Raw genomic sequence first — 24,183 nt, 5'->3', positions numbered from 1 at the left:
AACACACCGACATCGCCGTGCGTTCCGGCCGTCAGCCACCCACCTGGGGCGACTGCTCCGCCCCGTCCAGAAAGCCGAGCACGCTGCGCAGGTAGGTGCCGCGGTGCGCCTCGCCGCGCCAGGCCTCGATGAGCTGTGCGCGGGGTGCCAGCGCCGCCAGTTCGCGCGAGGTCTCCAGCGGGTGGTGCACATCGTCGCCCGCCAGGATGAGCAGCGGGGTGGCGCTGCGCCGCACGAACTCGCGCGACACGCTGAAGACGAAGTCCTCGCCGCCGAAGAGGTTGTGCTCCAGCGCCTGCAGGTGCGTGGGCGGTACGGCCGCCAGCCGGTCCTTGGCACTGTCCACCCAGACCTGGAAGTTCTCCTTGCGCAGCGGCGCGTTGCGCGGCGTCCAGCCGATGGGCTGCTGCAGCACGGCCGAGGCCACGCGGTGCGGGGCCAGCTCGGCCAGGCGCAGCGCGAACGAGGCGCCGATGCACGCGCCCAGCACATGGAAGCGCCCGATGCCCAGCGCGTCGAGCACGCCCAGGTGGTCGGCGGCGAAGCTGTCCCAGCCGTCGTGCGGGCCCACGGGCGCGAACGACTGGCCTGCGTTGCGCTGGTCCACGGCCACCACGCGGCGCGCGCGGGCCAGCTCCACCGTCGGGTCGGGCCAGTCGCGCGCCCGGCCGTCGTGCGTGTGCCGCCACAGGCCGATGCGCGAGCGCAGGCCGCCCGGCGCCAGCAGCAGCACGGGCAGGCGCGGCGGGGCCTCCGGGCCGGGGCCGTAGGTTTCGTAGTGGATCTGCGCGCCGAGTGGCAGGGTGGGCATGGCGACTACTCCACGCGCGCGCCGATGCTCTGCAGCAGCGGCGGAAAGGCGGCCACGTCGCGCGCCAGTTGCTGCGCGAACGCCTGCGATGTGCTGCCCACGGGCTCGAAGCCCTGGCGTGCCAGCTGCGTGCGAAAGCCCTCGTCGGCCAGCGCAGCGGTGACGGCGCCGTGCACGCGCTCCACCACGGCCTGCGGCGTGCCCGCGGGAGCCAGCAGGCCGAACCAGCCGCTGTCCAGCGCGATGGTGATGCCCGCCTCGGCCAGCGTGGGCACCTCGGGGGCCAGGCTGCTACGCCGCTCCTGCACCACGGCCAGCGCGCGCAGGCGGCCGGCCTGGAGGTGCGCCTGCGCGGCGGGCAGCGCGACGATGGCCGCATCGGTCTCGCCGCCCAGCAGCCCCACCAGCGCGGGGCCGGCGCCCTTGTACGGAATGTGCCGCCAGTCGCCGCCCTGTGAGCGGTGCAGCTTGACCAGCGCCAGGTGGTTGCCGTTGCCGAAGCCCGGCGTGCCCACGCTGATGCCGGCGCTGCGGCGCGCCTGTGCGGCCAGGGCGCCCATGGTGCGCGCCGGGGCATCGCTGCGCACCACGACCACGGTGGGCGAGCTGGCAACGATGCTCACGGGCACGAAGCTGCGCTGCGGGTCGTAGCGCACGCGGCCCTCGAAGAGCGTGACGTTGGCCACCAGCGCGTTGCTGGTCAGCAGCAGGGTGTGGCCGTCGGGCCGCTCGCCGGCGACCAGCTCGTGTGCCAGGTTGCCGCCCGCGCCGGCGCGGTTCTCCACGACGACGCTGGTGTCCAGGCGCTGGCCCAGCTCGGCGGCCAGGCCGCGGCCCAGCACGTCCATGGCGCCGCCGGGCGCCAGCGGCAGCACCAGGCGCACGGTGCGGGCGTCCGGCGCCGGGCCGAGCGCGGCACGGGCGGTGGCGGTGCCGGCCAGCGCCGCCAGGGCCAGGCCCGTGCGCAGCGCGTTGCGGCGCGACGCGTCCACCGAGCGCAGCGCCAGAGGCATTGCGTTCACGCCGCTCATGCGGCAGCGCCAGCGGCGGCAGCTGCGGCAGGCAGCAGGCGGATGCCGGTGGTGCCTTCGCGCTCCAGCTGCGCCACCAGGCCCAGCTCCCAGTCCAGGTAATCGTGGAAGCCCGCGTCGCGCAACTGCAGATCGCGGTGGGCATAGGGGCTGTACCAGTGGTCGTCGTCGCCCGTCAGCACGCCGGCATCGCCCTGCGCCACGGGCAGGCCTGCCGCCACCCAGGCGGACGTGCCGCCGGAGAGGGCGCGCACGTCGCGGCCGGTGCGCGCGGCCAGCTCGGCCGCAGCCGTGCGGGCCAGCACCCCGTCGGGCGAGGTCAGCACGATGGAGTGGCCGGCGGGCAGGTCGGCCACGAAGGTCGCCAGCCGGTCGGGCACGGCGAAGCGCGCGCCGTGGATGTGCTGCTTCTCGAACGCAGCGCGGCGGTCCACGTCAAACACCACGGCGCTGCCGGCGCGCACCAGCGCATCGGCCTGCTGCGGCGACACCAGCGGTGCCGGCGCGTGAGACGCCAGCACGCGCACGGGCTCGGGCCCGGTGGCCAGCGCAGGCAGCGCGGGCGGGGCGTACAGGAAGACCTCGTAGCCGCCCAGCTGCGCGAGCCAGGCGCCGGTGGTCAGGGCGCGCACGCCGTCCCAGTCGGCCAGCACGATGCGGGCGCCGCGGGCGGCCGCGTATTCGTCGGTGGCCTGCACCAGCTGGCCGCCGGGCGCCCAGCGCCAGCCTTCCAGGTGGCCGGCCTCGTATTCCTCGCGGGTGCGCACGTCGAAGCGGTACAGCGTGCGCTCCTGCGCCTCGGACTCGAACCGGGCCAGCTCAGCGGCGTCGATGCGCTGCACACCGGCACGCTCGGCCACGGCGGCGGCGCGCGCCCGCGCAGCGGCCAGCGTGGCGGGGGCCGGCTCGGGCAGCGCCGTGCCCCGGCCGTGGGACAGCGTGCGGCCGGTGAGCAGCCAGTCCATGGTGCCGTTGCGCAAGGAGGCCACGCGGTTGGGAATGCCGGCGTCGATGAGCGTCTGCGCGCCCACGATGCTGCGTGTGCGGCCCGCGCAGTTCACCACCACGAAGGTCTCGGGGTCGGGCGCCAGCTCGCCGATGCGGTAGACCAGCTCGGCCCCTGGCAGGCTGTGCGCGAACGGCAGGCTGAACGCGGCGAACTCCTCGGGCGTGCGGCTGTCCACCACCACGATGTTGTCGCCGCGCTCCACGCGCGCCTGCAGCTCGTCCGACGTGATCCAGGGCGTGTGCTTTTCATGCTCGATGACCTCGCCGAAGGCCTTGCTCGGCACGTTGGTGCCTTCGAAAACCTCCAGCCCGGCGGCGGCCCAGCCGTCGGTGCCGCCGGCCAGCACCGAGACGTTGCGCCAGCCCAGGCGCACCAGCTTGGCGGCCGCCTCGTGCGACAGCGTCTCGTCGCCATCGACCAGCACGATGCGCGTGCTGCGCCGGGGCACCAGGCGGTCGATGAGCAGCTCCAGCCGCCACAGCGGGGCCGATGCCGCGAACAGGATGTGGCGGTGGGCGAACACGCCGGTCTCGCGCACGTCCAGCACGGCGATCTCCTCGCCGTCGTGCAGCGCGGCCTTCAGGTCCTGCGGCGTGACCAGCGGGTGGCGGATGGATTTGGGCGGGGCGAAGGTGCGGTAGGTGCCGCCGGCCTTGCTTTCGAACACCACGCGCTCGGGCATGCGGTCCAGCCCACGGCCGTAGAAGTGCAGGTGCAGGCCGGGCTCGTCGCCCACCAGCTCGATGGTGTGCACATCGGTGGGCGAGAGCACCACCGACACGCCGGCCACCACGTCCACCGTGCGCTCCGCGGTCAGCGCGTCGCGCGCGGCGTCGGCCGTCGTGTCACGGCGGTAGAACACGTTGCGCTCGTTGCCCGCCACGCCGGCGATCATCGCCCACGTGGTGTGGTCGTGCGGCGGCTGGGCCTTGCCCGGCGAGCCGGCCGACACGTAGAGCGCATAGCGGCCGCCCGGGTCTTCGCTCAGCCGATAGACCTGCGCGGGGTTGTCGGCAGACACAGCGAAGTGGGCATTCGGAAACAGCGCGCGCTGCAGGCCCAGCTGCTCCAGCGCCGCGGCCACGGCGCGCAGTTGTTCAGGGGTGGAGTGCTCGGGATCCGGCACCAGGCGGCGGGCCGTGGCGAGGAAGCCGGTGACGGCGGCGGTGCGGCGGCTGGCGATGTCGCTGCCGCTGAAGTCGAGGGAAAGGTGGGTCTGGGTCATGGGGTGGTCTCCGGAAAGCAGGGACCACCGTACGCAGCGAACGCAGCGGCGGCAACGAAGGAAACCGGCTATGCATATGCCCGGCGGCACCCGCCCCTCGTGCGCAATCCGCCTATGGATATCCGCATTCCTTCGTTCACGCGGCAGAGGGCGCTGCCTAGGCTTGGAGCGTCTTTTTCTCCTCTTCTCCCGCGCCCACTCTCCGGGCGAGCGAACCGACACCATGCCCCTGCCACGCCGCACCCTGCTCCAGGCCACCACGGCCGCCCTCGCCCTGACGGCCTTGGCCGCCGCCACGCTCCACACCGCCAGCGTGCATGCCGCGCCGGACGCGGCCGCGCAGTTCCCCACCAAGCCCGTGCGCATCGTGGTGCCGGTGGCGCCCGGCGGCAGCGCCGACAAGCTCACACGCACGCTGGCCGACAAGCTGGGGGCGCTGTGGGGCCAGAGCGTGATCGTGGAGAACATCGCCGGGGCCAGCGGCACCATCGGCGCGGGGCGCGTGGCCAAGGCCGCGCCCGACGGCTATACGCTGCTGCAGCAGGGCGAGGGCATCACGCTCAACGGCATCCTCTTCCGCGAACTGCCGTACGACACGCAAAAGAGCTTCGTGCCCGTCATCAAGGCGGTGGTGAATCCGCAGATCCTGGTGGTGCATCCCGGCACGGGCATCCAGACGCTCGGCGACTACGTAGCCCGCGCCAGGGCGCAGCCCGAGAGCATCAGCCTGGGCCTGCCCGGCAACGGCGGCATCGCCCATGTGGCACACGAGATCCTGTCGCAGGAGACGGGCGCCAAGGTCAACTACATCCCCTACCCTGGCGGCGGCCCCGCCACGGTGGACGTGCTGGCCGGCCACACCAACGCCACGCTGATCACCCTGGCGGCCGTGACCGACTACGTGCGCGCCGGCAAGCTGCGCGCACTGGCCGTCACCACCAGCTACCGGTCCCCCGCCCTGCCGGACGTGCCCACCGTGGCCGAGGCGGGCGGCCCGGCGGGCTTCTCGGTGGAAAGCTGGCAGGGCTACTTCGCCCCGGCGGGCACGCCGCCGGCCATCGTGGCCAAGATCAACCGCGACATCCAGACCGTGCTGCAGGCACCCGAGGTGCGTGCCCAGCTGGAGGCACAGGGCTTCAAGGTGGCGGGCGGCTCGCCTGGCGACCTGGCGGCCAGCCTGCGGGCGGAACAGCCGCGCTACGCGCAGGCGATCAAGACGGCCGGGCTGGCGCTGCGCTGAGCCGTGGGGAGCCAGCTGCGGGTGGCGGCCCGCGCCGGGGAGCACCCGCCAACGACAAAGGGCCCGACGGGCCCTTTGTCTTTTCTCTGTGGCCCTGCACGGCGCTCCGAGCCCCCTTGGGGCCGTGAGGCCCGCGGCGGGCGGAAGGCGTGCGGGGAACGGGGCGGCCGCGGGCTAGCGCGTGCCGAACACGATGATCGCCGTGATGGCCACCGCACCGATCACGATGGCCCACACGATCTGCATGAGCATCTCGGCCCGGAACAGGTGGTACCAGAAGCCGCCCCGGCCCTGCGTATCTGCGGCCGATTGTTTATCTTGGTTTCGGTCCATGATTTCTCCTCGTTAGAAGGAATCCAGTCTAAACACGGCCGGCAACGCCACCGTGTCTGCGCGTAACAGGGCGGGTGGTGCGGCGTGGCCCCAAAAGCGGATAGGCTTTAATTGGCTTCCAGCGCTTATGGGGCAAGCGCATACAGCTATATTGTTAATAGCACTAACAGCGCAAATCAGCGAGAGGCAGGCGCCCGCGCCGCGCACTGCGGCAAGCCGATCCAGGCTCTGCAAGTTGTCAGACAACCTCCTAGAATGCACCGTTTTGGGGCGCCGCCGGCGCTCCCCGTGCTTGGAGAGCTTCCGCCGTGCCCCCCTCTGCCGCCCCGGCCCCTTCCCATCCGCTGACCCAGCGCAGCACCGTCTTCCTGTTGGCCCTGCTGTGCTGTCTGCTGTGGGGCAGTTCGTACCCGGCGATCAAGAGCGGCTACGCGCTGCTGGGCATCGCTGCGGCGGACATCCCGTCCAAGCTGGTCTTTGCGGGCTGGCGCTTCGCGCTGGCGGGCGTGGCGCTGCTCGCCTACGCCGCGGCCACCGGCAAGCGGCTGGCAGGCTGGCCGCCGCGCGTGTGGGGCCAGCTGGCGGTGCTGGGGCTGGTGCAGACCACGCTGCAGTACGTGTTCTTCTACATCGGCGTGGCGCACACCACCGGCGTGAAGGGCTCGATCATGAACGCCACGGGCACCTTCTTCAGCGTGCTGCTGGCGCACTGGATCTACCACAACGACCGGCTCAGCTACCGCAAGGCGCTGGGCTGCTGCGTGGGTTTTGCCGGCGTGATGGTGGTGAACCTGGGCGGCGGTGCGGCGGGCGCGGTGCCCGGGCTGGAGTTCACGCTGCTGGGCGAGGGCTTCGTCGTGATCGCCGCCCTGGTGCTGGCCGTGGGCGGCATCTACGGCAAGCGCATCTCCCAGCACACGGACCCGATCGTCATGACCGGCTGGCAACTGGCCGTGGGCGGCGCAGTGCTGCTGGCGGCGGGCTATGGGCTGGGCGGGCACCTGGGTGAGCTCACGGCCGCGTCGGGCGCGCTGCTGGGCTACCTGATCGCACTGTCGGCGCTGGCCATCTCGATCTGGAGCCTGCTGCTCAAGCACAACCGGGTGAGCCTGGTGACCGCGTTCAACTTCATGGTGCCGGTCTTCGGCACGCTGCTGTCGGCGCTGTTCCTGCACGAGAGCATTCTGGAATGGCGCAACGCCGTGGCCCTGGTGCTGGTGTGCTGGGGCATCTGGCTGGTGACGCAGACGCCCGCCCTCCCGCCCGTACCGGCCGCGCCAGCCCGGCCCTGAGCGGGGCGCACCATCAAAAAAAAGCCACCCGGTGGGCGGCTGGTGGACTTGGGGGGGTGGCGTGGATTCGCCGCGTGCGGCGGCCGGGCGCGCCCGCCGCTGTCGCCGGGTCAGCCCTGCAGGCCGGCGCCCGCGGGGACCTGGGCCGAGGCCGGCAGGCCGAAGAAATGGTCGAACACCCAGTTGAAGACGAAGGTGTAGCAGAGGAAGAAGACCACCAGCCCCAGGTCCATCACGAAGGCCTGCCACAGGCTGACGCCGAACCACCACGCGAACAGCGGCACCAGGGTGAAGATCAGGCCGCCCTCGAAGCCGATGGCGTGCGCCACGCGCCGGCCCACGCTGCGCCCCCGGGTGGGCTGGCGGGCCTCCCAGCGCTCGAACGCCCAGTTGAAGACGATGTTCCAGACGATGGCGATGCCCGAGGCGGCCACGGCCACCACGCTCGAATGGCCGGCGCTCTGGCCGGTGAAGAAAGCCAGCCCGACAGTCGCCACGGCGATGGCGATGAGTTCATACAGGGTCACGTAGATCACGCGGCGCTTGACGCCCTGGAGGCCGCGCGGAGAGGGGTGCTGAGAAGACATGGAGGCACTTTATGTAAGTTGCGCTGATATAAAAAGTCAGCTTGTTTCAGTTTTTCTGATAATTCACGTTCCACTCGCTTCCCGCTACCGCCCCATGGCTTTTTCTTCCGACAGCGTGCAGGTGTTCCTCGCCGCGCTCGATCACGGGTCGTTCTCGGCCGCGGCACGGGCCCTGTCGCGCGTGCCCTCCGCCATCAGCATGACCATCGCCCACCTGGAGGCCGAGCTGGACGTGCAGCTGTTCGACCGCTCGGGCCGCGAGCCGCGCCCCACCCCGGCGGCCCGCGCGCTGGAGCCGCAGGCGCGCCTGCTGGCGCTGCAGCTGCGCCAGCTCAATGCCCATGCGCTGTCGCTCACCCAGGGGCTGGAGGAGCGGCTGACCATTGCCATCGCACCCGAGCTGCTGGCCGCGCACTGGAGCGGCCCGCTGGCCGCCCTGGCCGACGAGCATCCGCTGCTGCAGGTGGAGGTACTGGCCGCCCCGCAGGCCGACGCGGTGGCCATGCTGCACGCCGGGCGCGCCCAGCTGGCGATGGTGTTCGAGCGCCCCAGCATCGACGGCCGCGAGGGCTTCGAGGAAGTGGGCAGCGAGACCCTGGTGGCGGTGATCGCCCCCGGCCACCCGGTGCTGCGCAGCGCGCCCCGGCTGAGCGAAGTGCACCTGACCACCACCCGCCAGATCGTGGTGGCCAGCCGCGACTGGGCACAGACCGACCCCCGCTTCGTCTTCGCGCGGCACCACTGGCGCACCGACAACCACCTGGCCGCCCTGGGCCTGATCGAGGCCGGCCTGGGCTGGGGCTGGCAGCCGCGCGCCCTGGTGGAGCCGCGCATCCAGGCGGGCACGCTGGTGGAGATGGACTTCCAGAACCTCAGCAACGGCGCGGCGCTGTGGGTGGACCTGGTGTGGTCCAAGGAGCGGCCCCTGGGCCTGGGGGCGCGGCGCTTCGTGGAACTGATGGTGCGGCAGAACCAGGGCGGCTGACGCAGGGGCGCGGCCGGCGCCGGGCCCGCAGCGCGGCCGACCGGCGGAATCGGTGCCGATACGGGGCCGGCGGCGTGGCGGTCTTGCCACAGCGTGATTGCTGTTAAATGCGAATGCATCGCATTTGACCTATCATCCGCCCCCACCCGCAGGCGTACCCCGCATGCGGGCATGCGTCTTCGGCCCCCGCGCCACCGCCAGGGGACGGTGTTCGTTCCGTCCAACTCCCTTTTTGCTCTTTCGCCTTCCATGCCTTCCCGCCTTCTGACCGCGCGCCGGTCCCCGCTCGCCCTGGCCGCGTGTGCCGCCTGCGCCTGCCTTCTTGCCCCCGCCCTCCACGCCCAGACCGCGGCGCCCACCGCCACGCTGCAGGAGGTGCGCGTGCAGGAGGCCACCGATGCCACCGGCTACCAGGGCGCACAGCGCAACACCGCCGCCACCCGCACCGACACGCCGCTGATCGAAACCGCCCAGGCCGTGCGCGTGGTGCCCCGCCAGTTCATCGACGACCTGGGTGCCACGCGCCTGTCGGACACCGTGGACTTCGTGAGCGGCATCTCGCGCCTGAACGACTTCGGCGGCACCTGGGACAACTACGCCATCCGCGGCTTCAGCAACACCGACGGCGGCTCGCTGCTCAACGGCTTCGCCTCCGGCCGGGGCTACGGCCCGCAGCGCGACGTGGCCTCGGTCGAGCGCGTGGAATTCCTCAAGGGCCCCGCGGCGGCGCTGTACGGCAGCGGCGAACCCGGCGGCACGCTGAACGTGGTGACCAAGAAGCCCCAGTTCACGCCCGCTCACACCGCCGGTCTGCAGGTGGGCACGCGCGGCATGCGCCGTGCCACGCTCGACACCACGGGCCCGCTCACCCAGGACATCGCCTACCGCCTGAACGTGGCAGCCGAGGACGGCGCCAGCCGCACCGGCCTGGTGGACAACAAGAAGTACGTGGTCGCCCCCGCGATCACCTGGAACCTCAGCGCCGACACGGTGCTGCAGTACGAGGCCGAGTTCATCCGCATCCGCACGCCGCTGGACCGCGGCCTCGTGCAGATCAACGGCAATCCCGGCGTGCTGCCGCGCGACCGCTACCTGGGCGAGCCCGCGCGCGACAACCTGCACGTGAACGGCGACACGCACCAGCTCACGCTGGACCACGACCTGGGGCGTGGCTGGCGCACCCGCGTGGGCGCGTCGTACCGCGAGACGGCCTACTACGGCGACGCCATGGACTTCGGCAACCCACGGCTGGGCCTGCTGCAAGCCGACGGCCGCACGCTGTCCCGCAGCGACACCTGGCGCAGCCTGCCCTCGCGCGACGCCTCGGTGCAGGCGGAGGTGGAGGGCAAGGTCACCACCGGCAGCCTGCGCCACACGCTGCTGCTGGGCCTGGAGTCCTCGCGCCTGTTCGTGGGCCAGTACGGCGAGGCCTCGGCCCGTGGCTCCAGCCAGTACGCCACCGATATCTACCAGCCCACCTACAACCTGCCCCGCACGGCGCCGAGGACGCCGTACTTCGACAGCCAGGACTACCAGCGCGCCACCGGCCTGTTCGTGCAGGACCAGGTCGATCTGACCGAGCGCTGGAAGCTGCTGGCCGGCCTGCGCATCGACCGGGTCCACCAGGACTTCACGGACGTGGTCGCCTCAACCCGCACGGTGCAATCCCATACGGCCGCCTCGCCGCGCATGGGCCTGACCTACATGGTCACGCCGCACAGCTCGGTCTACGTGTCGTACAGCCGCTCCTTCCGCCCCAACACCGGGGCCGACGAGGCCGGCACCGCGTTCGACCCCACCAAGGGCCAGGCCGTGGAGCTGGGCGCCAAGTGGCAATCGGAGAACCAGCGCCTGACGGCCTCCGCGGCGGTGTTCGACATCCGCAAGACCAACGTGCTCACGCCCAGCCCGACCAATGCCAACTTCAATGTAGCTGCCGGCGAAGTGCGCAGCCGCGGCCTGGAAGCGGACGTTGCCGGCCAGCTGGACGCGCACTGGCGCCTGTCGGCCAACTTCGCCTTCACCGACACGGAAGTCACGCGCGACAACACCCCCGCGCTGGTGGGCAAGCGCCTGCAGGGTATTCCGCGCGTGAGCGCCGGCCTGTTCGCCATCCGCGAAGACGTGCTGGCCAACGGCAGCCGCTACGGTGTGGGCGGCGGCCTGGTGCATGTGGGCGAGCGCACGGGCACCGCCACCGATACCTACCGCCTGCCGGCCTATACCACCGCCCGCCTCACGGGCTACTGGCAGCTGGACAAGCGCACGCGCCTGACACTGGACGTGAACAACCTGTTCGACAAGACCTACTACGTGGCGTCGTGGGGCGGGTTGACCGTGCTGCCCGGCCTGGGCCGCCAGGTGACGGCTGGCGTGCAGGTGGCGTTCTGACGGCCGGCATTTGAGTCAAAATGGCCTGCAGCGCTTGCTCATCAAGCGCATGCAGCTATTGATTCAATAGCAAATGGCGTTTCCGCGGCGCGCCGGGCTGCACGATCGGGCTCGGCCACAATGGCGTCTTCCCCTTCTGACGGAAAGGCGCCATGGCCCGCAATGCTCCCTCCCATGCCCCCTCGTATCCCGACGACCCGGCCCTGGCGGCTGCGCTGAGGCCCTGGCAACCACCGGCATCGCCGGGCAAGGGCGGCGGGTCGAAGGCGTTCTCGCTGCGGGACTTCGACCCGGCCGCCAAGCCTTTTTCGGTGGGCGACAAGGCGGCGTCCAAGGCGGCCGTCGACGTGCTGGCGGGCGAACTCGACGCGTTGCAGAACCTGTTCTACGCCGACAAGCGCTACAAGCTGCTGGTGATCCTGCAAGGCATGGATACCTCCGGCAAGGACGGCACGGTGCGCGGGGTGTTCGGGCGCATGAGCGCACTGGGCGTGCGCGTGGTGGGCTGGCGCGCGCCGTCCGAGACCGAGCGCGCGCACGACTACCTGTGGCGCATCCACCAACAGGTGCCAGCGGCGGGCGAAGTGGCGGTGTTCAACCGCAGCCATTACGAGGACGTGCTGGTGCCTGTCGTCAACGGCTGGATCACACCGGAAGACCACCGGCAGCGCCTGGCGCACATCAACGACTTCGAACGCATGCTCACCGAGACCGGCACGGTGATCGTGAAGTTCATGCTGCACATCAGCAAGGACGAGCAGCGCAAGCGCTTGCAGGAGCGGCTGGACGACCCGGCCAAGCATTGGAAGTTCGACCTGAGCGACATCGCCGCGCGCAAGCAGTGGGACGACTACCAGCGCGCCTACGAGGCCCTGCTGCCCGCCACGCACACCGCCTGGGCGCCGTGGACCATCGTGCCCGCCGACTCCAAGACCCACCGCAACCTGATGGTGGCCACGGTGCTGCGCGCCGTGCTGCAGCGCCTGGACCTGCGCTACCCGCCGGGTGACCCGGCACTGGAGCGCTTCACGGTCGAATAGCAGCGGCGCAGGGCGTCACTACGGTGTGCAGGGCGCCCAGCCCTGGTTATGCACCAAACGCATAACCCTGTAACACTCCGGCCTTGGACGGGCAGGAACGGCAGGCATACAGTTTGCAGCCTGATCAGACCTCCTCTTCCTCCAAGGAAACATCGCATGTCGAACACCAACGACACCCTCGTTCAGCACGCCGTCCCGTCCTATCTGCAAGCCGACCACCTCGGCCCCTGGGGCAACTACCTGCAGCAGGTGGACCGCGTCACGCCGTACCTCGGCAGCCTCGCGCGCTGGGTGGAAACGCTCAAGCGCCCCAAGCGCATCCTGGTCGTGGATGTGCCCATCGAACTGGACAACGGCACCATCGCCCACTACGAGGGCTACCGCGTGCAGCACAACCTGAGCCGCGGCCCCGGCAAGGGCGGCGTGCGCTTCCACCAGGACGTCACGCTGTCCGAAGTGATGGCCCTGTCGGCCTGGATGTCGGTGAAGAACGCTGCCGTGAACGTGCCCTACGGCGGTGCCAAGGGCGGCATCCGCGTGGATCCCAAGAAGCTGTCGCGCGGTGAGCTGGAGCGCCTGACGCGCCGCTACACCAGCGAGATCGGCCTGCTGATCGGCCCCTCCAAGGACATTCCCGCGCCTGACGTGAACACCAACGGCCAGGTCATGGCCTGGATGATGGACACGTACTCCATGAACGTGGGCGCCACCGCCACCGGCGTCGTCACCGGCAAGCCAGTGGACCTGGGCGGCTCGCTGGGCCGCGTCGAGGCCACGGGCCGCGGCGTGTTCACCGTGGGCGTGGAAGCCGCCAAGCTGACCGGCCTGCCGCTGGAAGGTGCGCGCGTGGCCGTGCAGGGCTTCGGCAACGTGGGCGGCATCGCCGGCAAGCTGTTCGCCGAGGCGGGCGCCAAGGTGGTGGCCGTGCAGGACCACACCGGCACCATCCTGAACACGGGCGGCCTGGACGTGCCCGCGCTGCTGGAGCACGTGAAGAAGACCGGCGGCGTGGGCGGCTTCACCGGCGCCGAGGCCATGGCCAAGGACGACTTCTGGGGCGTGGATTGCGAGATCCTCATCCCCGCTGCGCTGGAAGGCCAGATCACCAAGGACAACGCCGGCCAGATCAAGGCCAAGCTGGTGATCGAAGGCGCCAACGGCCCCACCACCACCGAGGCCGACGACATCCTGGCCGACAAGGGCGTGCTGGTGCTGCCCGACGTGATCGCCAACGCCGGCGGCGTGACGGTGAGCTACTTCGAATGGGTGCAGGACTTCTCCAGCTTCTTCTGGAGCGAGGACGAGATCAACGCCCGCCTGGTGCGCATCATGCAAGAGGCCTTCGCCGGCATCTGGCATGTGGCGCAGGAGCACAAGGTGACGCTGCGCACCGCCACCTTCATCGTGGCCTGCCAGCGCATCCTGCACGCCCGCGAAATGCGCGGCCTGTACCCCTGAAGCCCTGGCCGGCCTCGCGCCGGCCCGGCCGTTTCGCCCCAACGAAAGCCACCGCGCCGCTACCGGCCCGGTGGCTTTTTCCATGGTGGATTCAGCGCTAAAGCGATGTCCCGCGCGCAACGGAATCTCCCTCACCGACGACACCGGCAACGCCGTGGAACACGGCTGTGCCCGGCCACCGGCGTCATCGCACCTCGCGTGCTAGAAGCGAAGGAAGGCGAACAGCCCTTCAGGGGGCGTCACAGTCGTCAGCGCTCTCAGCCACACATGAGTCAGAAGGCCGCGGAGCAGGTCATGCCAGCAGACGCCGTGGAACGGGCTTAGCCCGGCCACCGGCGTCGTCCCCCTTCCCGGATCGCGCAGCGAGCCGAGAGAAGGGGGAAGGCGCGCAGCGCCTCAGGGGGATGTCACTAACACTCCACGATGTTCACGGCCAATCCGCCCTGGGACGTTTCCTTGTATTTGGTCATCATGTCCGCGCCCGTCTCGCGCATGGTCTTGATGACCTGGTCCAGGCTCACGTGGTGCGTGCCGTCACCGCGCAGCGCCATGCGGGCGGCGTTGATGGCCTTCACCGCGGCCAGCGCGTTGCGTTCGATGCACGGAATCTGCACCAGCCCGCCCACCGGGTCACAGGTCAGGCCCAGGTGGTGCTCCATGCCGATCTCGGCCGCGTTCTCCACCTGTTCGGGCGTGCCGCCCAGCACGGCGCACAGCCCGGCCGCGGCCATGGAGCAGGCCACGCCCACCTCCCCCTGGCAGCCGACCTCGGCGCCGGAGATGGACGCGTTCTCCTTATAGAGGATGCCGATGGCGCCTGCGCTGAGCAGGAAGTCGACCACGCCGGCCTCGTTCGCTCCGGCGATGAAGCGCCAGTAGTAGTGCAGCACGGCCGGCACGATGCCCGCAGCGCCGTTGGTGGGCGCCGTCACCACGCGTCCACCGGCCGCGTTCTCCTCGTTCACCGCCAGGGCGAACAGGTTCACCCAGTCGATCACCTGCAGCGGGTCCGCCGACGTGTCGGGGCCCGCCAGCAGCGCCTGGTGCAGGGCCGGCGCACGGCGGCGCACCTTGAAGCCGCCCGGCAGAACGCCACCCGTTTCGCAGCCCCGCGCCACGCAGTCCTGCATGGCGCGCCAGATGGCGAGCAGGCCGGCATCGATCTCGGCATCGGTGCGCCAGTGCCGCTCGTTGGTGCGCATCACCCGGGCCAGCGCTCCAGCGGCCGGCCCGCCGATGGCATGCGCCTGCGCCAGCAGCTGCTCGCCGCTATGGAAAGGCAGCGGCAGCACGGTGGTGTCCGGCGCGATGGCCTGCTGGCGCGCTGCGTCGGCGGCCGCCTCCTCGCTCACGATGAAGCCGCCGCCGACCGAGTAGTACACCTGCGCGTCCAGCAGCGCGCCGCTCGCATCGAAGGCCTCGAAGCGCATGCCGTTGGCGTGCAGCGGCAGCGTGGTGCCGGGCACCAGCAGCAGGTCCGCCGTTTCGTCGAAGGGCACGGCGGGCCCGCCGGCCAGCGGCAGGCGCTGGCGGCTGCGGATGTCCTGCAGGATGGCGGGCACGGCGTTCACGTCCACCGTGTCGGGCGCATGGCCGGCCAGCCCCAGCAGCACGGCGATGTCGCTGGCATGCCCGCGCCCTGTGGCGCCGAGCGAGCCGTAGAGCGCGCTGCGCACGCGCGCCACCGCAGGCAGGTGGCCATCACGCGCCAGCCGCTGCACGAACAGCCGCGCGGCGCGCATGGGCCCCACGGTGTGGGAGCTGGACGGCCCGATGCCGATCTTGAACAGGTCGAAAACGCTGACGGCCATGCGGAGGCTCCGGTCGGGGGAATCATGGGTGAAGGGAAGTACAGGATCTGCGCCCTGTTGCGTGCACTGCATTGCATTGCGTGGCTGTGCGAGGGTTCTGCCACCGGCAAGCGGGTGCGTCCCCGGTCGATTCTGCGCCAGCCCGGCCCGACCGCGCACGGCATCGCGCGGCACGCGCAGGGTTGCCTTCAAGAGGCCGATGCCCCCTGCGAGGGCTGGGTGCGCAAGGCCATGCAGAAGGGCTGCTCGCAAGGCGCGCGGCCAGCGTAGGGGCAGCCGACGGTATGGCAGGGTTCGGAGCCGCCGCGCCGCAGGGCCGCTTCCTCGTCCTCGCGCCACTGGCCGCTGGCCTGCTGCAGGGTCATGTGCAGCCAGGGGTCATTGCGCAGCTGCGCCAGATCGCGGCCGTAGGCTGCCGCGGCAGCGGAGCCCACCCACGGCGCCATGTCCAGCGCCAGCAACGCGCTGGTGCGGGCGCCCGCCGGGTCCCGCGGCTGCAGCACCAGCGCGAACAGGCCCGACGCCAGCGCCTGGGGCCGGCCCCCGAACGGTGCGGACAAAGGCGCGGCAGCTGATGGCCCCTGCGCCCCGGGCGCGGCACCGTCGGGCGGCAGGGCCTTGGCCCAGGCCGCAGGCACCAGCAGTGCCAGCGACAGGCCGCGCTCGCCTTCGGCCGTGCGCACCGCGCCGTGGCCCACCAGCCAGGTCTGCAGCGCCGGCAGCGTCTGGCCGGGGTCGGTCCCGTCGATCACCCCCTGCATGCCGGCCTGCCACGGTTGTGCGGCCACGACGCGCTGCGGAGAGCCCGCCTGGGTGAGCTGCTGCACCAGGGCGCCCAACAGCTGCCGCAGGGGTGCCGGCACGCCCGACGCAGGCCAGAGCGCTGCCGTGGTGCCGGCCACCTGACCCGCAGCGCCGGGGCCTGGAGCGCCTCCCGGCAACCGTGCCAGCACCGGCGGACCGCTGCGTGCGCCGCCACCGCCCCCGCCGGCCGCATCGCCCGCCAGGCCGGCGCGGCCCTGCTCGGACAGGCTGACGCGGTCCGCCGGCACAGGCAGCGGCGGGCGCAGCGCAGGCGCGGGGAGGGGAAGCGGCGTGCCCGGTGGCAGGGGCACTTCGGGGAACGCGCTGGCCGCCGAAGCGCCCCCGGCCCGCTCGGTGCCCAGCAGCATGTTCTGCCGCTGCAGTGCCGCCTCGGCCAGCATCCGGGCGACCGGTGGGAGCGGGGTGCGGGGTGGGTCGATGGGGGCGGCCATGGAGGACGATCTTGGAGCCCGGAGCGCCCGGGCGTCAAGCGCCGGGCGGGGTGCGCGCGGCGGCGACCATGCCCGCCACTGCCGGGTTTTGCGGGCCAGCAATGGCCGGATCAGGGCAGCAGGAATGCAGTACCAGAACTACGGAGTCTGCCGTTATCCCGATCGGACGCCATCACCCGCTTTACCCGGCGGGCGGCCGACGTGACGCCGCGGCAGCCGCGATGAATGTCTGCGCCGGCAGCCGGTGGCGAACCGGCGCAGGATGCGCAGCCCCCTCGCCGCGGCAGGCGCGGGGAGCTGCCACCGGATCAGTACTTCTTGGCCTTGATGTCGGCCTTGGCGATGTCGTGATCGGCTTCGGCCTGCTTGTTGCACGCGCTCTTGGCATCGCCCGACAGGGATTCGCACTTTTCCTTGGCCACGTCGTAGATACCTTCCGCGCGCACCTCGTCCACCTTCCGTGCATGGGAGGCGCTGGGTTCGTACTGCTGGTCCAGTTCCGCCTTCGCCAGCTTTTCCTTCGCTTCGGCCTCTTCTTCGCACACATCCTTGGCGTTGCCCTTCAGTGCATCGCATTGGACTTTCTGCGACTTGTAGTCGGCTTCGACCTTGGCCTTGGCCGCCTTGTACTGGTCCGAGGTCATGGCCTGGGCACCCGCGCAGAGCAGGAAACCGGATGCGACCAGCGCGGTGACAACTTTGTTCTTCATAGAAACCTCCACGGTAGGAAAGAGAGCGCACTGTCGCCGAGGCCGCGCGACGCCAGCGTAGGCAGGCGCCGGCCCTCGTCGTCAGAGGAGCGATCGTCTCCCCCGCTGCGGACGTCGTCGCCGGGCAACGTGCAAGCGGCGCGTCCGCAGAGGCAAAGGCAGATGCAGAGGCAGAAGGTGCGGTGATGGGCGCAGACGCCCTAGGGCTTGAGGCCGAGCCGCCGCGCCAGCTTGTGCAAATTGCTGGCGTCGATGTCCAGCGCTTTCGCCGCACGCGCCCAGTTGCCGCGGTGCTCCGCCACGGCCGCCGCCACCGCCTCGCGCTGGCAGGCCTCCACCGCGTCGCGCAGCGCCATCGCCGGAGCGGGCGCTGGCGCACGGGGCAGGGCCGCGGACGCTGGCGTGTCCAGCGCATCTAGGTCCAGCAGGCCGGCCTCCAGGGTGGCGATGGCGTTGCGGTCGACCCCGCGCGCCAGCAGCTTGAGCGCGGCCCGGCTGATGACGTGTTCCAGCTCGCGCACATTGCCGGGCCACGCATAGCGCCGCAGTGCGGCCTGGGCATCCGGCGCCAGGCGCAGGCTGCGCAGGCCCAGGCGGGCGCGGTTGAGCTCCAGGAACCGGCCTGCCAGCAGCAGCACGTCGTCGCCGCGTTCGCGCAGCGGTGGGATGGGCACCGGGTAGACCGACAGGCGGTGGTACAGGTCGGCCCGGAAGGCACCGCTGGCCACCTGTTCGCGCAGCTGGCGGTTGGTGGCGGCCACCACGCGCACATCGACGCGGCGCGGGCGGTCCGCACCCAGGCGCTGGATCTCGCCGTTCTGCAAGGTGCGCAGCAGCTTGGCCTGCACCGGCAGCGGCAGCTCGCCCACCTCGTCCAGGAACAGGGTTCCACCGTCTGCGGCCTCGACGCGGCCGGCGCGGTCCGCCACGGCGCCGGAGAAGGCGCCTCGCACGTGGCCGAACAGCTCGCTCTCGGCCAGGGACTCCGGCAACGCCGCGCAGTTCACATGCACCAGCGGCCGCGCCCGCCGGCCGGAGCGCTGGTGCAGCAGGTGCGCGAACAGTTCCTTGCCCACGCCCGTCTCGCCCAGCAGGAGCACCGGCAGCTCCGATGCGGCCACCACGCCCAATTCATGCAGCAGACGGGTGATGGCGTCGCTGCGGCCGACGATCTCGACCTCGCGGGGGGCGGCAGCGTGCGGCCGCGCATCCGTTGCGCCCGGGCCCGCCGGGACATCGGCCGCGGCACGCAGCGCCCGCACTTCCTGTTCCAGCCGCGACATGCGGATGGCCGCCTCCACCAGCGGGGCGCACTCGGCAAGGCGCTCGCGGGCGGCCGCATCGAAGGCGCCCGTCTGCAGCGCGTCGAGGGTCAGCACACCCCAGACGGCGCCGTCGACCTGCAGGCCCACGCCCATGCAATCGTGCACAGGCAAGGGCTCGCCGATGCGGGTGTCGAGCAGTCCGTCGTAGGGGTCGGGCAGCGTGCTGTCGTGCTCGAACGAGGTTACCTGGCGCCGCCCCAGGATGGCTGCGAGCCGGGGATGCTGGCCCACGGCGAAGCGCCGGCCCAGCGCGTCGCCGACCAGCCCGGTCACGGCCAGCGGCCGCAGATGGTCTTCCTCCAGCTTGAGCAGGGCCACCGCCCCGCAGCCGAAGAGATGGCGCAAATGGTCGACCAGATGCTGCATGCGCTCAGGCAGTGGCATATCGGCATTCAGATCGGCGAGGAGGGGCGCGGCAGACAGCATGGTGTTTTAAACCCGTTCAGGTCATTATTACCCCATTCACAACGGTTGATTTCACCATCAGCTCGTGCAAGCGCTTGATTCGTAAGGGCGCGGGGTTGGCCTGCGGCTTGCGTTGCATCAAGCAGCCTCTCCAAAGGCCCGACACCCCCGAAAGGACGCACACCGTGAACCTCGACCGCTTCAAGCACCAGCACGTGGACATCCTGCAGAGCATCGCCACGCTGCGCCACCTGTCCCATGCGGGCGTGGAAGACCACGCCACCGAGATCGCGCGCCAGATCGTCGCCATGAGCAGCACCATCAAGCTGCATCTCGCCGCCGAAGACCGCGCGCTGTACCCCGCGCTGCAGCACGAGGGCGATGCTGCACTGGCCCGCATGGGTCAGCAGTACCAGCAGGAGATGGCCTCGATCGCGCAGGACTACGACGCCTTCGCGCGGCGCTGGAACACGCCCGCGAGCGTGCGGGCCGATGGCACGGGCTTTCGCCGGGACGCCAACATCGTGCTGCGCCGCGTGCACGAGCGCATGCAGCGCGAGAACCGCGATTTCTATCCGCGCATCGAAGCGTTGGACGCCGTTCCCGCCTGATGGCCGGGCCCTGGCGCCGCATCTTCTTTCGTATTCCCTTCTATCAGTCATCCATCGGCGGGCTCCGGCCTCTGCCTTTCACCGGCCCGCTGGGCCGGTTTTTTTTGGCCCTCGCTCAGCGCCGGCCCGGCAGCATGCGCAGCAGCACATCGTCACGCCGCACCCAGTGGTGCGTCAGCGCTGCCGCCACGTGAAGGGCCACGACGACCCAGGCGACATACTTGCCGAGGAAGTGGTGGACGGCATCGATGGGTGCCTCGAACGCCTCCCAGCCCACGGACCCGGTGCGGCCGATCCAGCCGAAGAGGGCCGTCTCGTTGAAGCCTGTGACGGTGAACAGCCCGAAGTCCGTCGGCGCGCCGGTGCCGAGGTAGCCCGTGAGCGGCATCACCACGAGCAAGCCGTAGAGCGCCCAGTGCGCCGTGTGCGCCAGCGCGTGCTCCAGGGCCGACCCGGGCGGGTCTTGCGGCGGGACGTCCAGCCACCGGCACCACAGCCGCGGCAGCACCAGCGCACCGACCAACAGGCCCAGCGCCCAGTGGATGTTGAGCACGGGCAGGGCCTCATCGGACATGTCGTCCATGAACCAGATGACGTAGTACACGATGGCATACGCGCCGATGAAGGCGGCGGCGCTCGTCCAGTGGAAAAACTGGGCAAGGGCGCCGTAGCGGGTGGCGGTGTTGGTCCATCGCATGGGCCGGACTCCTAGAGGCGAAAACGACAAAAACGGGGCAATGGGGAGGCGAGCGGTCAGGCCCGTGGCCGCAAACCATCGAGCAGCCGCCCCAGGCCTTGCAGGGCATCGGCCAGCCGCGACTCGGGATCACCATCGGACTCGGCGATCCAGAACGACGCCTCGGTGACCACGCCGTACAACATGCGCGCCATGGCGCCGGCATGCAGCGGCGCCACGGAGCCTTCGGCGATCAGCTGCTGCAGGGCCGCCTCCAGCGCGGCGATGCCCACCGATTGCGCCGGCTGGGGCACGTCCCCGAAGACGGCGCGGGCGTCCTGCAGGATCACGCGGCGGATCTCCGGCTCCAGGGCCAGTTCGAGGTAGGTGCGGCAGCGCCCGCAGAAGCCCTCCCACGGCGTGGGCGCCGCCCGGGAGACGGCGTCCAGCCGCGCGCCCACCTCGGCCTCGATCTGTCCGATGACGGCGGCGAGCAGCCCGGGCTTCCCGCCGAAGTGGTGGTACAGCGCGCCGCGGGTCAGCCCGGCCTCGCGGGTGAGGTCATCCATCGAGGTCTGGGCATAGCCTTGCGCCGCGAACGCACGCCGCGCCGTGGCGACAAGCAGTGCGCGGGTGGACTCGATCATGGCCGCGCGGCTGCGGCGCTGGCGTTTGGGCGGGGGGGCTGGGGCCTGGGTCATTGTGGGGCGCATGCTATTCACATACATCTCGTATGTCAATGAATCGCGGGGAACCAAGGGGCGCAGGGTGCGGGTGCATCGCGGTCTCCGCCCTTGCGCTTCATCAAACTACCTATAGCGTCCGGCAGGTATGGTGCACACCATAGGTAGTGTTTTCAAGCCATCCGACCGGAGTGTTCCTGCATGCCATCCAGCCTCGTCTCCCTGCCCCGCGACGTCATCAAGCGCAGCGGCCAACACGCCGCTTTCGATGCCGGCAAGATCCGCTCCGCGCTGCAGCGCGCAGGCGCGGCGACGGGTGAGTTCGACGGCGACGAGGCGCAGCTGCTGACCGCGCAGGCCACCAAGGTGCTGATCCACCGTTTCCATGGCGAGGCCCCCACCATCGAGCAGATCCAGGATGTGGTGGAGCAGACGCTGATCGCCGCCAACCACCTGGCCACGGCCCGCGCCTACATCGCCTACCGCGAGCGCCACGCCACGCTGCGCGCGGACCGGCAGACGCTGGTGAATGTGGAAAGCTCCATCAACGAATACCTCACGCGGGCCGACTGGCGCGTGAACGCCAACGCCAACCAGGGCTATTCGCTGGGCGGGCTGATCCTGAACGTGGCGGGCAAGGTCACGGCCAACTACTGGCTGTCGCACGTCTACACGCCCGAGATCGGCGAGGCGCACCGCAATGGCGACATCCACATCCACGACCTCGACATGCTCAGCGGCTACTGCGCCGGCTGGTCGCTGCGCACGCTGCTGCACGAGGGCCTGAACGGCGTGCCCGGCAAGGTGGAGGCGGGCCCTGCCAAGCACATGTCTTCGGCCGTGGGGCAGATCGTGAACTTCCTGGGCACGCTGCAGAACGAGTGGGCCGGCGCGCAGGCGTTCTCTTCGTTCGACACCTACATGGCGCCCTTCGTGCGCGTGGATGCCATGGACTACGCCGCCGTGCGCCAGTGCATCCAGGAGCTGGTCTACAACCTGAACGTGCCCTCGCGCTGGGGCACGCAGACGCCGTTCACCAACCTCACGTTCGACTGGACCTGCCCCGAGGACCTGCGCGAGCAGGTGCCCATGATCGCCGGCCAGGAGATGCCCTTTGCCTACGGCGACCTGCAGGCCGAGATGGACCTCATCAACCGCGCCTACATCGACGTGATGACCACGGGCGACGCCAAGGGCCGCGTGTTCACCTTCCCCATCCCCACATACAACATCACGAAGGACTTCCCGTGGGAGAGCGAGAACGCGCGCCTGCTGTTCGACATGACGGCCAAGTATGGCCTGCCCTACTTCCAGAACTTCATCAATTCGGAGCTGGAGCCGAACATGGTGCGCTCGATGTGCTGCCGGCTGCAGCTGGATCTGCGCGAGCTGCTCAAGCGCGGCAACGGCCTGTTCGGCAGCGCCGAGCAGACGGGCAGCCTGGGCGTGGTCACCATCAACTGCGCGCGCCTGGGCCATCTGCATGCGGGCGATGAAGCCGGCCTGTTCGATGCGCTGGACCGGCTGATGGAGCTGGGCAAGCAGAGCCTGGAGACCAAGCGCAAGCTGATCCAGCGCCTGATGGACCAGGGCCTGTTCCCCTACACCAAGCGCTACCTGGGCACGCTGCGCAACCACTTCAGCACGCTGGGCGTGAACGGCATCAACGAGATGGTGCGCAACTTCACGCACGACGCGCATGACATCACCAGCGAGTGGGGCCACGCCTTCGCGGTGCGGCTGCTGGACCATGTGCGCGTGCGGATGACGGACTTCCAGGAAGCAACCGGCCACTTGTACAACCTGGAGGCCACGCCCGCCGAGGGCACGACCTACCGCTTCGCCAAGGAAGACAAGAAGCGCTGGCCCGCCATCCTGCAGGCCGGCACGGCCGAGCAGCCGTACTACACCAACTCGTCGCAGCTGCCCGTGGGCTACACCAGCGACCCGTTCGAGGCACTCACGCGCCAGGAGCAACTCCAGTCCAAGTACACCGGCGGCACGGTGCTGCACCTGTACATGGGTGAACGCATCTCCAGCGGCGAGGCCTGCGGCCAGCTGGTCAAGCGCGCGCTGACGAACTTCCGCCTGCCCTACATCACGGTGACGCCCACGTTCTCGATCTGCCCCACGCACGGCTACCTGGCGGGCGAACACCCGTTCTGCCCCACCTGCGACGAAGAACGCCTGCAGGCCAAGCGCCAACGCCTGGCGGCCTGAGGATTTCAAGCCAAATCGGCCTCAAGCGCTTGATGGACAAGCGCATCTAGCTATCAATACCGAAGCATTTTCTCCACCACCGAAAGGACCTTCCATGAGCCAGTATTCCGTTGCCGAACAAGGCGCCCTCGCCGCGGCCTCCGACGTGCAACTGACCGACGACGAGCGCCAGCCCTGCGAGGTCTGGACCCGCGTGATGGGCTACCACCGCCCCGTGGCCAGCTTCAACACCGGCAAGCAGGGAGAACACCACGAGCGCCGCTTCTTCGCCGAGCCTGGCCGTGCCTGCCCTGCCAGCCACTGCTGAACCCGCGGCCCGGGCGGCCGACGCGCTGCGCATCGGTGGGCTGACGCCGCTCACCACCATCGACTTTCCGGGCCGGCTGGCGGCCGTGGTGTTCTGCCAGGGCTGCCCATGGCGCTGCACCTACTGCCACAACACGGAGCTGCTCGACGCGGCCGGCCCCACCGCCCACACCTGGGCGGATGTGGAACACTTTCTGCAGAGCCGCCGGGGCCTGCTCGATGGCGTGGTGTTCTCCGGCGGCGAGCCCACGCTGCAGGCCGGCCTGCCCGATGCGCTGGCCCGCGTGCGGGCCATGGGCTTTGCCACCGGCCTGCACACGGCCGGCATGTACCCCGAGCGCATCGACCACGTGCTGGGCCTGCTGGACTGGGTGGGCCTGGACATCAAGGGCCCGCTGCACCGTTACGACGCGATCACCGGCGTGCCCGGCAGCGGCGCCAAGGCCTGGGACACGCTGCAGCGCGTGCGGGCCAGCGGCGTGGCGCTGGAATGCCGCACCACCTGGCACCCCGGCCTGTACGGCGAGAACGAGCTGCGCGGGCTGGCCCACCGGCTGGCGGACGCGGGCGTGACCCACTGGGCCTTACAGCCCTGCCGCGACCCGCAGCGGCCCCACGCGGCCACGCCGGGCCTGGACCGCGCCCACGCCGCCCTGCTGAGCGAGCGCTTTGCGGGCTTCACCCTGCGCAGCGCCTGAAGGCACGCTGCTGCTGCTGCTGCTGCTGCTGCTGCTGCGGCGGCGGCGGCGGCGGCGGCGGTGGCAACGGCCCGCGGTGC

21 protein-coding genes are annotated in these 24,183 nt (G+C 70.6%); 10 read left to right on the top strand and 11 right to left on the bottom strand.

Annotation, left to right across the window (positions count from 1 at the left end; all coding sequences use genetic code 11):
• Positions 1-31 precede the first annotated feature (31 nt).
• Genes QE399_RS07310 through QE399_RS07300 form a run of 3 tightly spaced genes read right to left on the bottom strand, consistent with a single transcriptional unit; the run spans position 32 to position 4,076 of the window.
• The gene (locus QE399_RS07310) at positions 32-811 is read right to left on the bottom strand and encodes an alpha/beta fold hydrolase (RefSeq protein WP_309827577.1); all 780 of its coding nucleotides are present in this window, start codon (positions 809-811) and stop codon (positions 32-34) included.
• Between the two features lie 5 nt (positions 812-816).
• Positions 817-1,824, bottom strand: a complete 1,008-nt coding sequence (locus QE399_RS07305) for a tripartite tricarboxylate transporter substrate binding protein (RefSeq protein WP_309831960.1) — start codon at positions 1,822-1,824, stop codon at positions 817-819.
• A gap of 14 nt (positions 1,825-1,838) precedes the next feature.
• Positions 1,839-4,076, bottom strand: coding sequence for a rhodanese-like domain-containing protein (locus QE399_RS07300; RefSeq protein ID WP_309827575.1), 2,238 nt, complete (start codon positions 4,074-4,076; stop codon positions 1,839-1,841).
• A 223-nt stretch (positions 4,077-4,299) separates the two neighbouring features.
• Here QE399_RS07300 and QE399_RS07295 point away from each other — a divergent pair, with 223 nt between their 5' ends.
• On the top strand, positions 4,300-5,316 hold the full coding sequence (locus QE399_RS07295) for a tripartite tricarboxylate transporter substrate binding protein (RefSeq protein ID WP_309827573.1): 1,017 nt from the start codon (positions 4,300-4,302) through the stop codon (positions 5,314-5,316).
• Positions 5,317-5,490: 174 nt separating this feature from the next.
• Here QE399_RS07295 and QE399_RS07290 read toward each other — a convergent pair whose 3' ends face one another.
• Entirely contained in the window at positions 5,491-5,649 is a 159-nt protein-coding gene (locus tag QE399_RS07290; RefSeq protein WP_309827572.1) for a hypothetical protein, read from the bottom strand.
• Between the two features lie 308 nt (positions 5,650-5,957).
• Between QE399_RS07290 and QE399_RS07285 the strand changes: the two genes are divergently transcribed.
• The gene (locus tag QE399_RS07285) at positions 5,958-6,941 is read left to right on the top strand and encodes a DMT family transporter (protein ID WP_309827570.1); all 984 of its coding nucleotides are present in this window, start codon (positions 5,958-5,960) and stop codon (positions 6,939-6,941) included.
• Positions 6,942-7,051: 110 nt separating this feature from the next.
• On the opposite strand, the gene QE399_RS07280 is transcribed toward QE399_RS07285, so the two are convergent.
• Positions 7,052-7,528 (bottom strand): PACE efflux transporter, encoded by a 477-nt coding sequence (locus QE399_RS07280; protein ID WP_309827569.1) that lies wholly within the window; start codon positions 7,526-7,528, stop codon positions 7,052-7,054.
• A 94-nt stretch (positions 7,529-7,622) separates the two neighbouring features.
• On the opposite strand from QE399_RS07280, the gene QE399_RS07275 reads away from it, so the two are divergent.
• The 4 genes from QE399_RS07275 to QE399_RS07260 all read left to right on the top strand — a co-directional run bounded on the left by QE399_RS07275 (position 7,623) and on the right by QE399_RS07260 (position 13,402).
• Positions 7,623-8,513, top strand: a complete 891-nt coding sequence (locus QE399_RS07275; protein ID WP_309827567.1) for a LysR family transcriptional regulator — start codon at positions 7,623-7,625, stop codon at positions 8,511-8,513.
• Positions 8,514-8,762: 249 nt separating this feature from the next.
• Positions 8,763-10,904, top strand: a complete 2,142-nt coding sequence (locus tag QE399_RS07270) for a TonB-dependent siderophore receptor (protein WP_309827565.1) — start codon at positions 8,763-8,765, stop codon at positions 10,902-10,904.
• Between the two features lie 152 nt (positions 10,905-11,056).
• The gene (locus QE399_RS07265; RefSeq protein WP_309827563.1) at positions 11,057-11,944 is read left to right on the top strand and encodes a PPK2 family polyphosphate kinase; all 888 of its coding nucleotides are present in this window, start codon (positions 11,057-11,059) and stop codon (positions 11,942-11,944) included.
• Positions 11,945-12,100: 156 nt separating this feature from the next.
• Complete coding sequence (locus tag QE399_RS07260; protein ID WP_309827561.1) at positions 12,101-13,402, top strand: Glu/Leu/Phe/Val family dehydrogenase; 1,302 nt, start codon at positions 12,101-12,103, stop codon at positions 13,400-13,402.
• Positions 13,403-13,812: 410 nt separating this feature from the next.
• On the opposite strand, the gene QE399_RS07255 is transcribed toward QE399_RS07260, so the two are convergent.
• The 4 genes from QE399_RS07255 to norR form a co-directional block, all read right to left on the bottom strand.
• Positions 13,813-15,213, bottom strand: a complete 1,401-nt coding sequence (locus QE399_RS07255) for an L-serine ammonia-lyase (RefSeq protein ID WP_309827560.1) — start codon at positions 15,211-15,213, stop codon at positions 13,813-13,815.
• Positions 15,214-15,401: 188 nt separating this feature from the next.
• Positions 15,402-16,469, bottom strand: a complete 1,068-nt coding sequence (locus QE399_RS07250; protein WP_309827559.1) for a hypothetical protein — start codon at positions 16,467-16,469, stop codon at positions 15,402-15,404.
• Positions 16,470-16,777: 308 nt separating this feature from the next.
• A complete protein-coding gene (locus QE399_RS07245) occupies positions 16,778-17,179 on the bottom strand; it encodes a hypothetical protein (RefSeq protein ID WP_309827558.1) in 402 nt (133 codons plus the stop codon).
• Between the two features lie 200 nt (positions 17,180-17,379).
• Entirely contained in the window at positions 17,380-18,930 is a 1,551-nt protein-coding gene (gene norR / locus QE399_RS07240; RefSeq protein ID WP_309827556.1) for a nitric oxide reductase transcriptional regulator NorR, read from the bottom strand.
• Between the two features lie 164 nt (positions 18,931-19,094).
• Here norR and QE399_RS07235 point away from each other — a divergent pair, with 164 nt between their 5' ends.
• A complete protein-coding gene (locus tag QE399_RS07235; protein WP_309827550.1) occupies positions 19,095-19,520 on the top strand; it encodes a hemerythrin domain-containing protein in 426 nt (141 codons plus the stop codon).
• Positions 19,521-19,635: 115 nt separating this feature from the next.
• Here QE399_RS07235 and QE399_RS07230 read toward each other — a convergent pair whose 3' ends face one another.
• Together QE399_RS07230 and QE399_RS07225 are read right to left on the bottom strand one after the other, a co-directional pair.
• Positions 19,636-20,217: a cytochrome b gene (locus tag QE399_RS07230; protein ID WP_309827548.1), complete on the bottom strand. Its 582-nt coding sequence runs from the start codon at positions 20,215-20,217 to the stop codon at positions 19,636-19,638.
• Positions 20,218-20,273: 56 nt separating this feature from the next.
• Positions 20,274-20,843 (bottom strand): TetR/AcrR family transcriptional regulator, encoded by a 570-nt coding sequence (locus QE399_RS07225; protein ID WP_309827547.1) that lies wholly within the window; start codon positions 20,841-20,843, stop codon positions 20,274-20,276.
• 237 nt (positions 20,844-21,080) lie between these two features.
• Between QE399_RS07225 and QE399_RS07220 the strand changes: the two genes are divergently transcribed.
• From QE399_RS07220 to QE399_RS07210, 3 genes are all read left to right on the top strand, one after another.
• Complete coding sequence (locus QE399_RS07220; RefSeq protein ID WP_309827546.1) at positions 21,081-23,099, top strand: ribonucleoside triphosphate reductase; 2,019 nt, start codon at positions 21,081-21,083, stop codon at positions 23,097-23,099.
• 94 nt (positions 23,100-23,193) lie between these two features.
• Positions 23,194-23,406 (top strand): anaerobic ribonucleoside-triphosphate reductase, encoded by a 213-nt coding sequence (gene nrdD, locus QE399_RS07215; protein ID WP_309827542.1) that lies wholly within the window; start codon positions 23,194-23,196, stop codon positions 23,404-23,406.
• Positions 23,390-24,103 carry an anaerobic ribonucleoside-triphosphate reductase activating protein gene (locus tag QE399_RS07210; protein ID WP_309831958.1) on the top strand — a complete coding sequence of 238 codons (714 nt, stop codon included), beginning with the start codon at positions 23,390-23,392 and terminating at the stop codon, positions 24,101-24,103. Before nrdD ends, QE399_RS07210 begins: the two co-directional genes overlap by 17 nt.
• Positions 24,104-24,183: the final 80 nt, after the last annotated feature.

Source organism: Paracidovorax wautersii (assembly GCF_031453675.1).
Classification (GTDB): domain Bacteria; phylum Pseudomonadota; class Gammaproteobacteria; order Burkholderiales; family Burkholderiaceae_C; genus Paracidovorax.
Note: the sequence above shows the minus strand (reverse complement) of the source record. Positions and strands in the feature narration are given on the sequence as shown.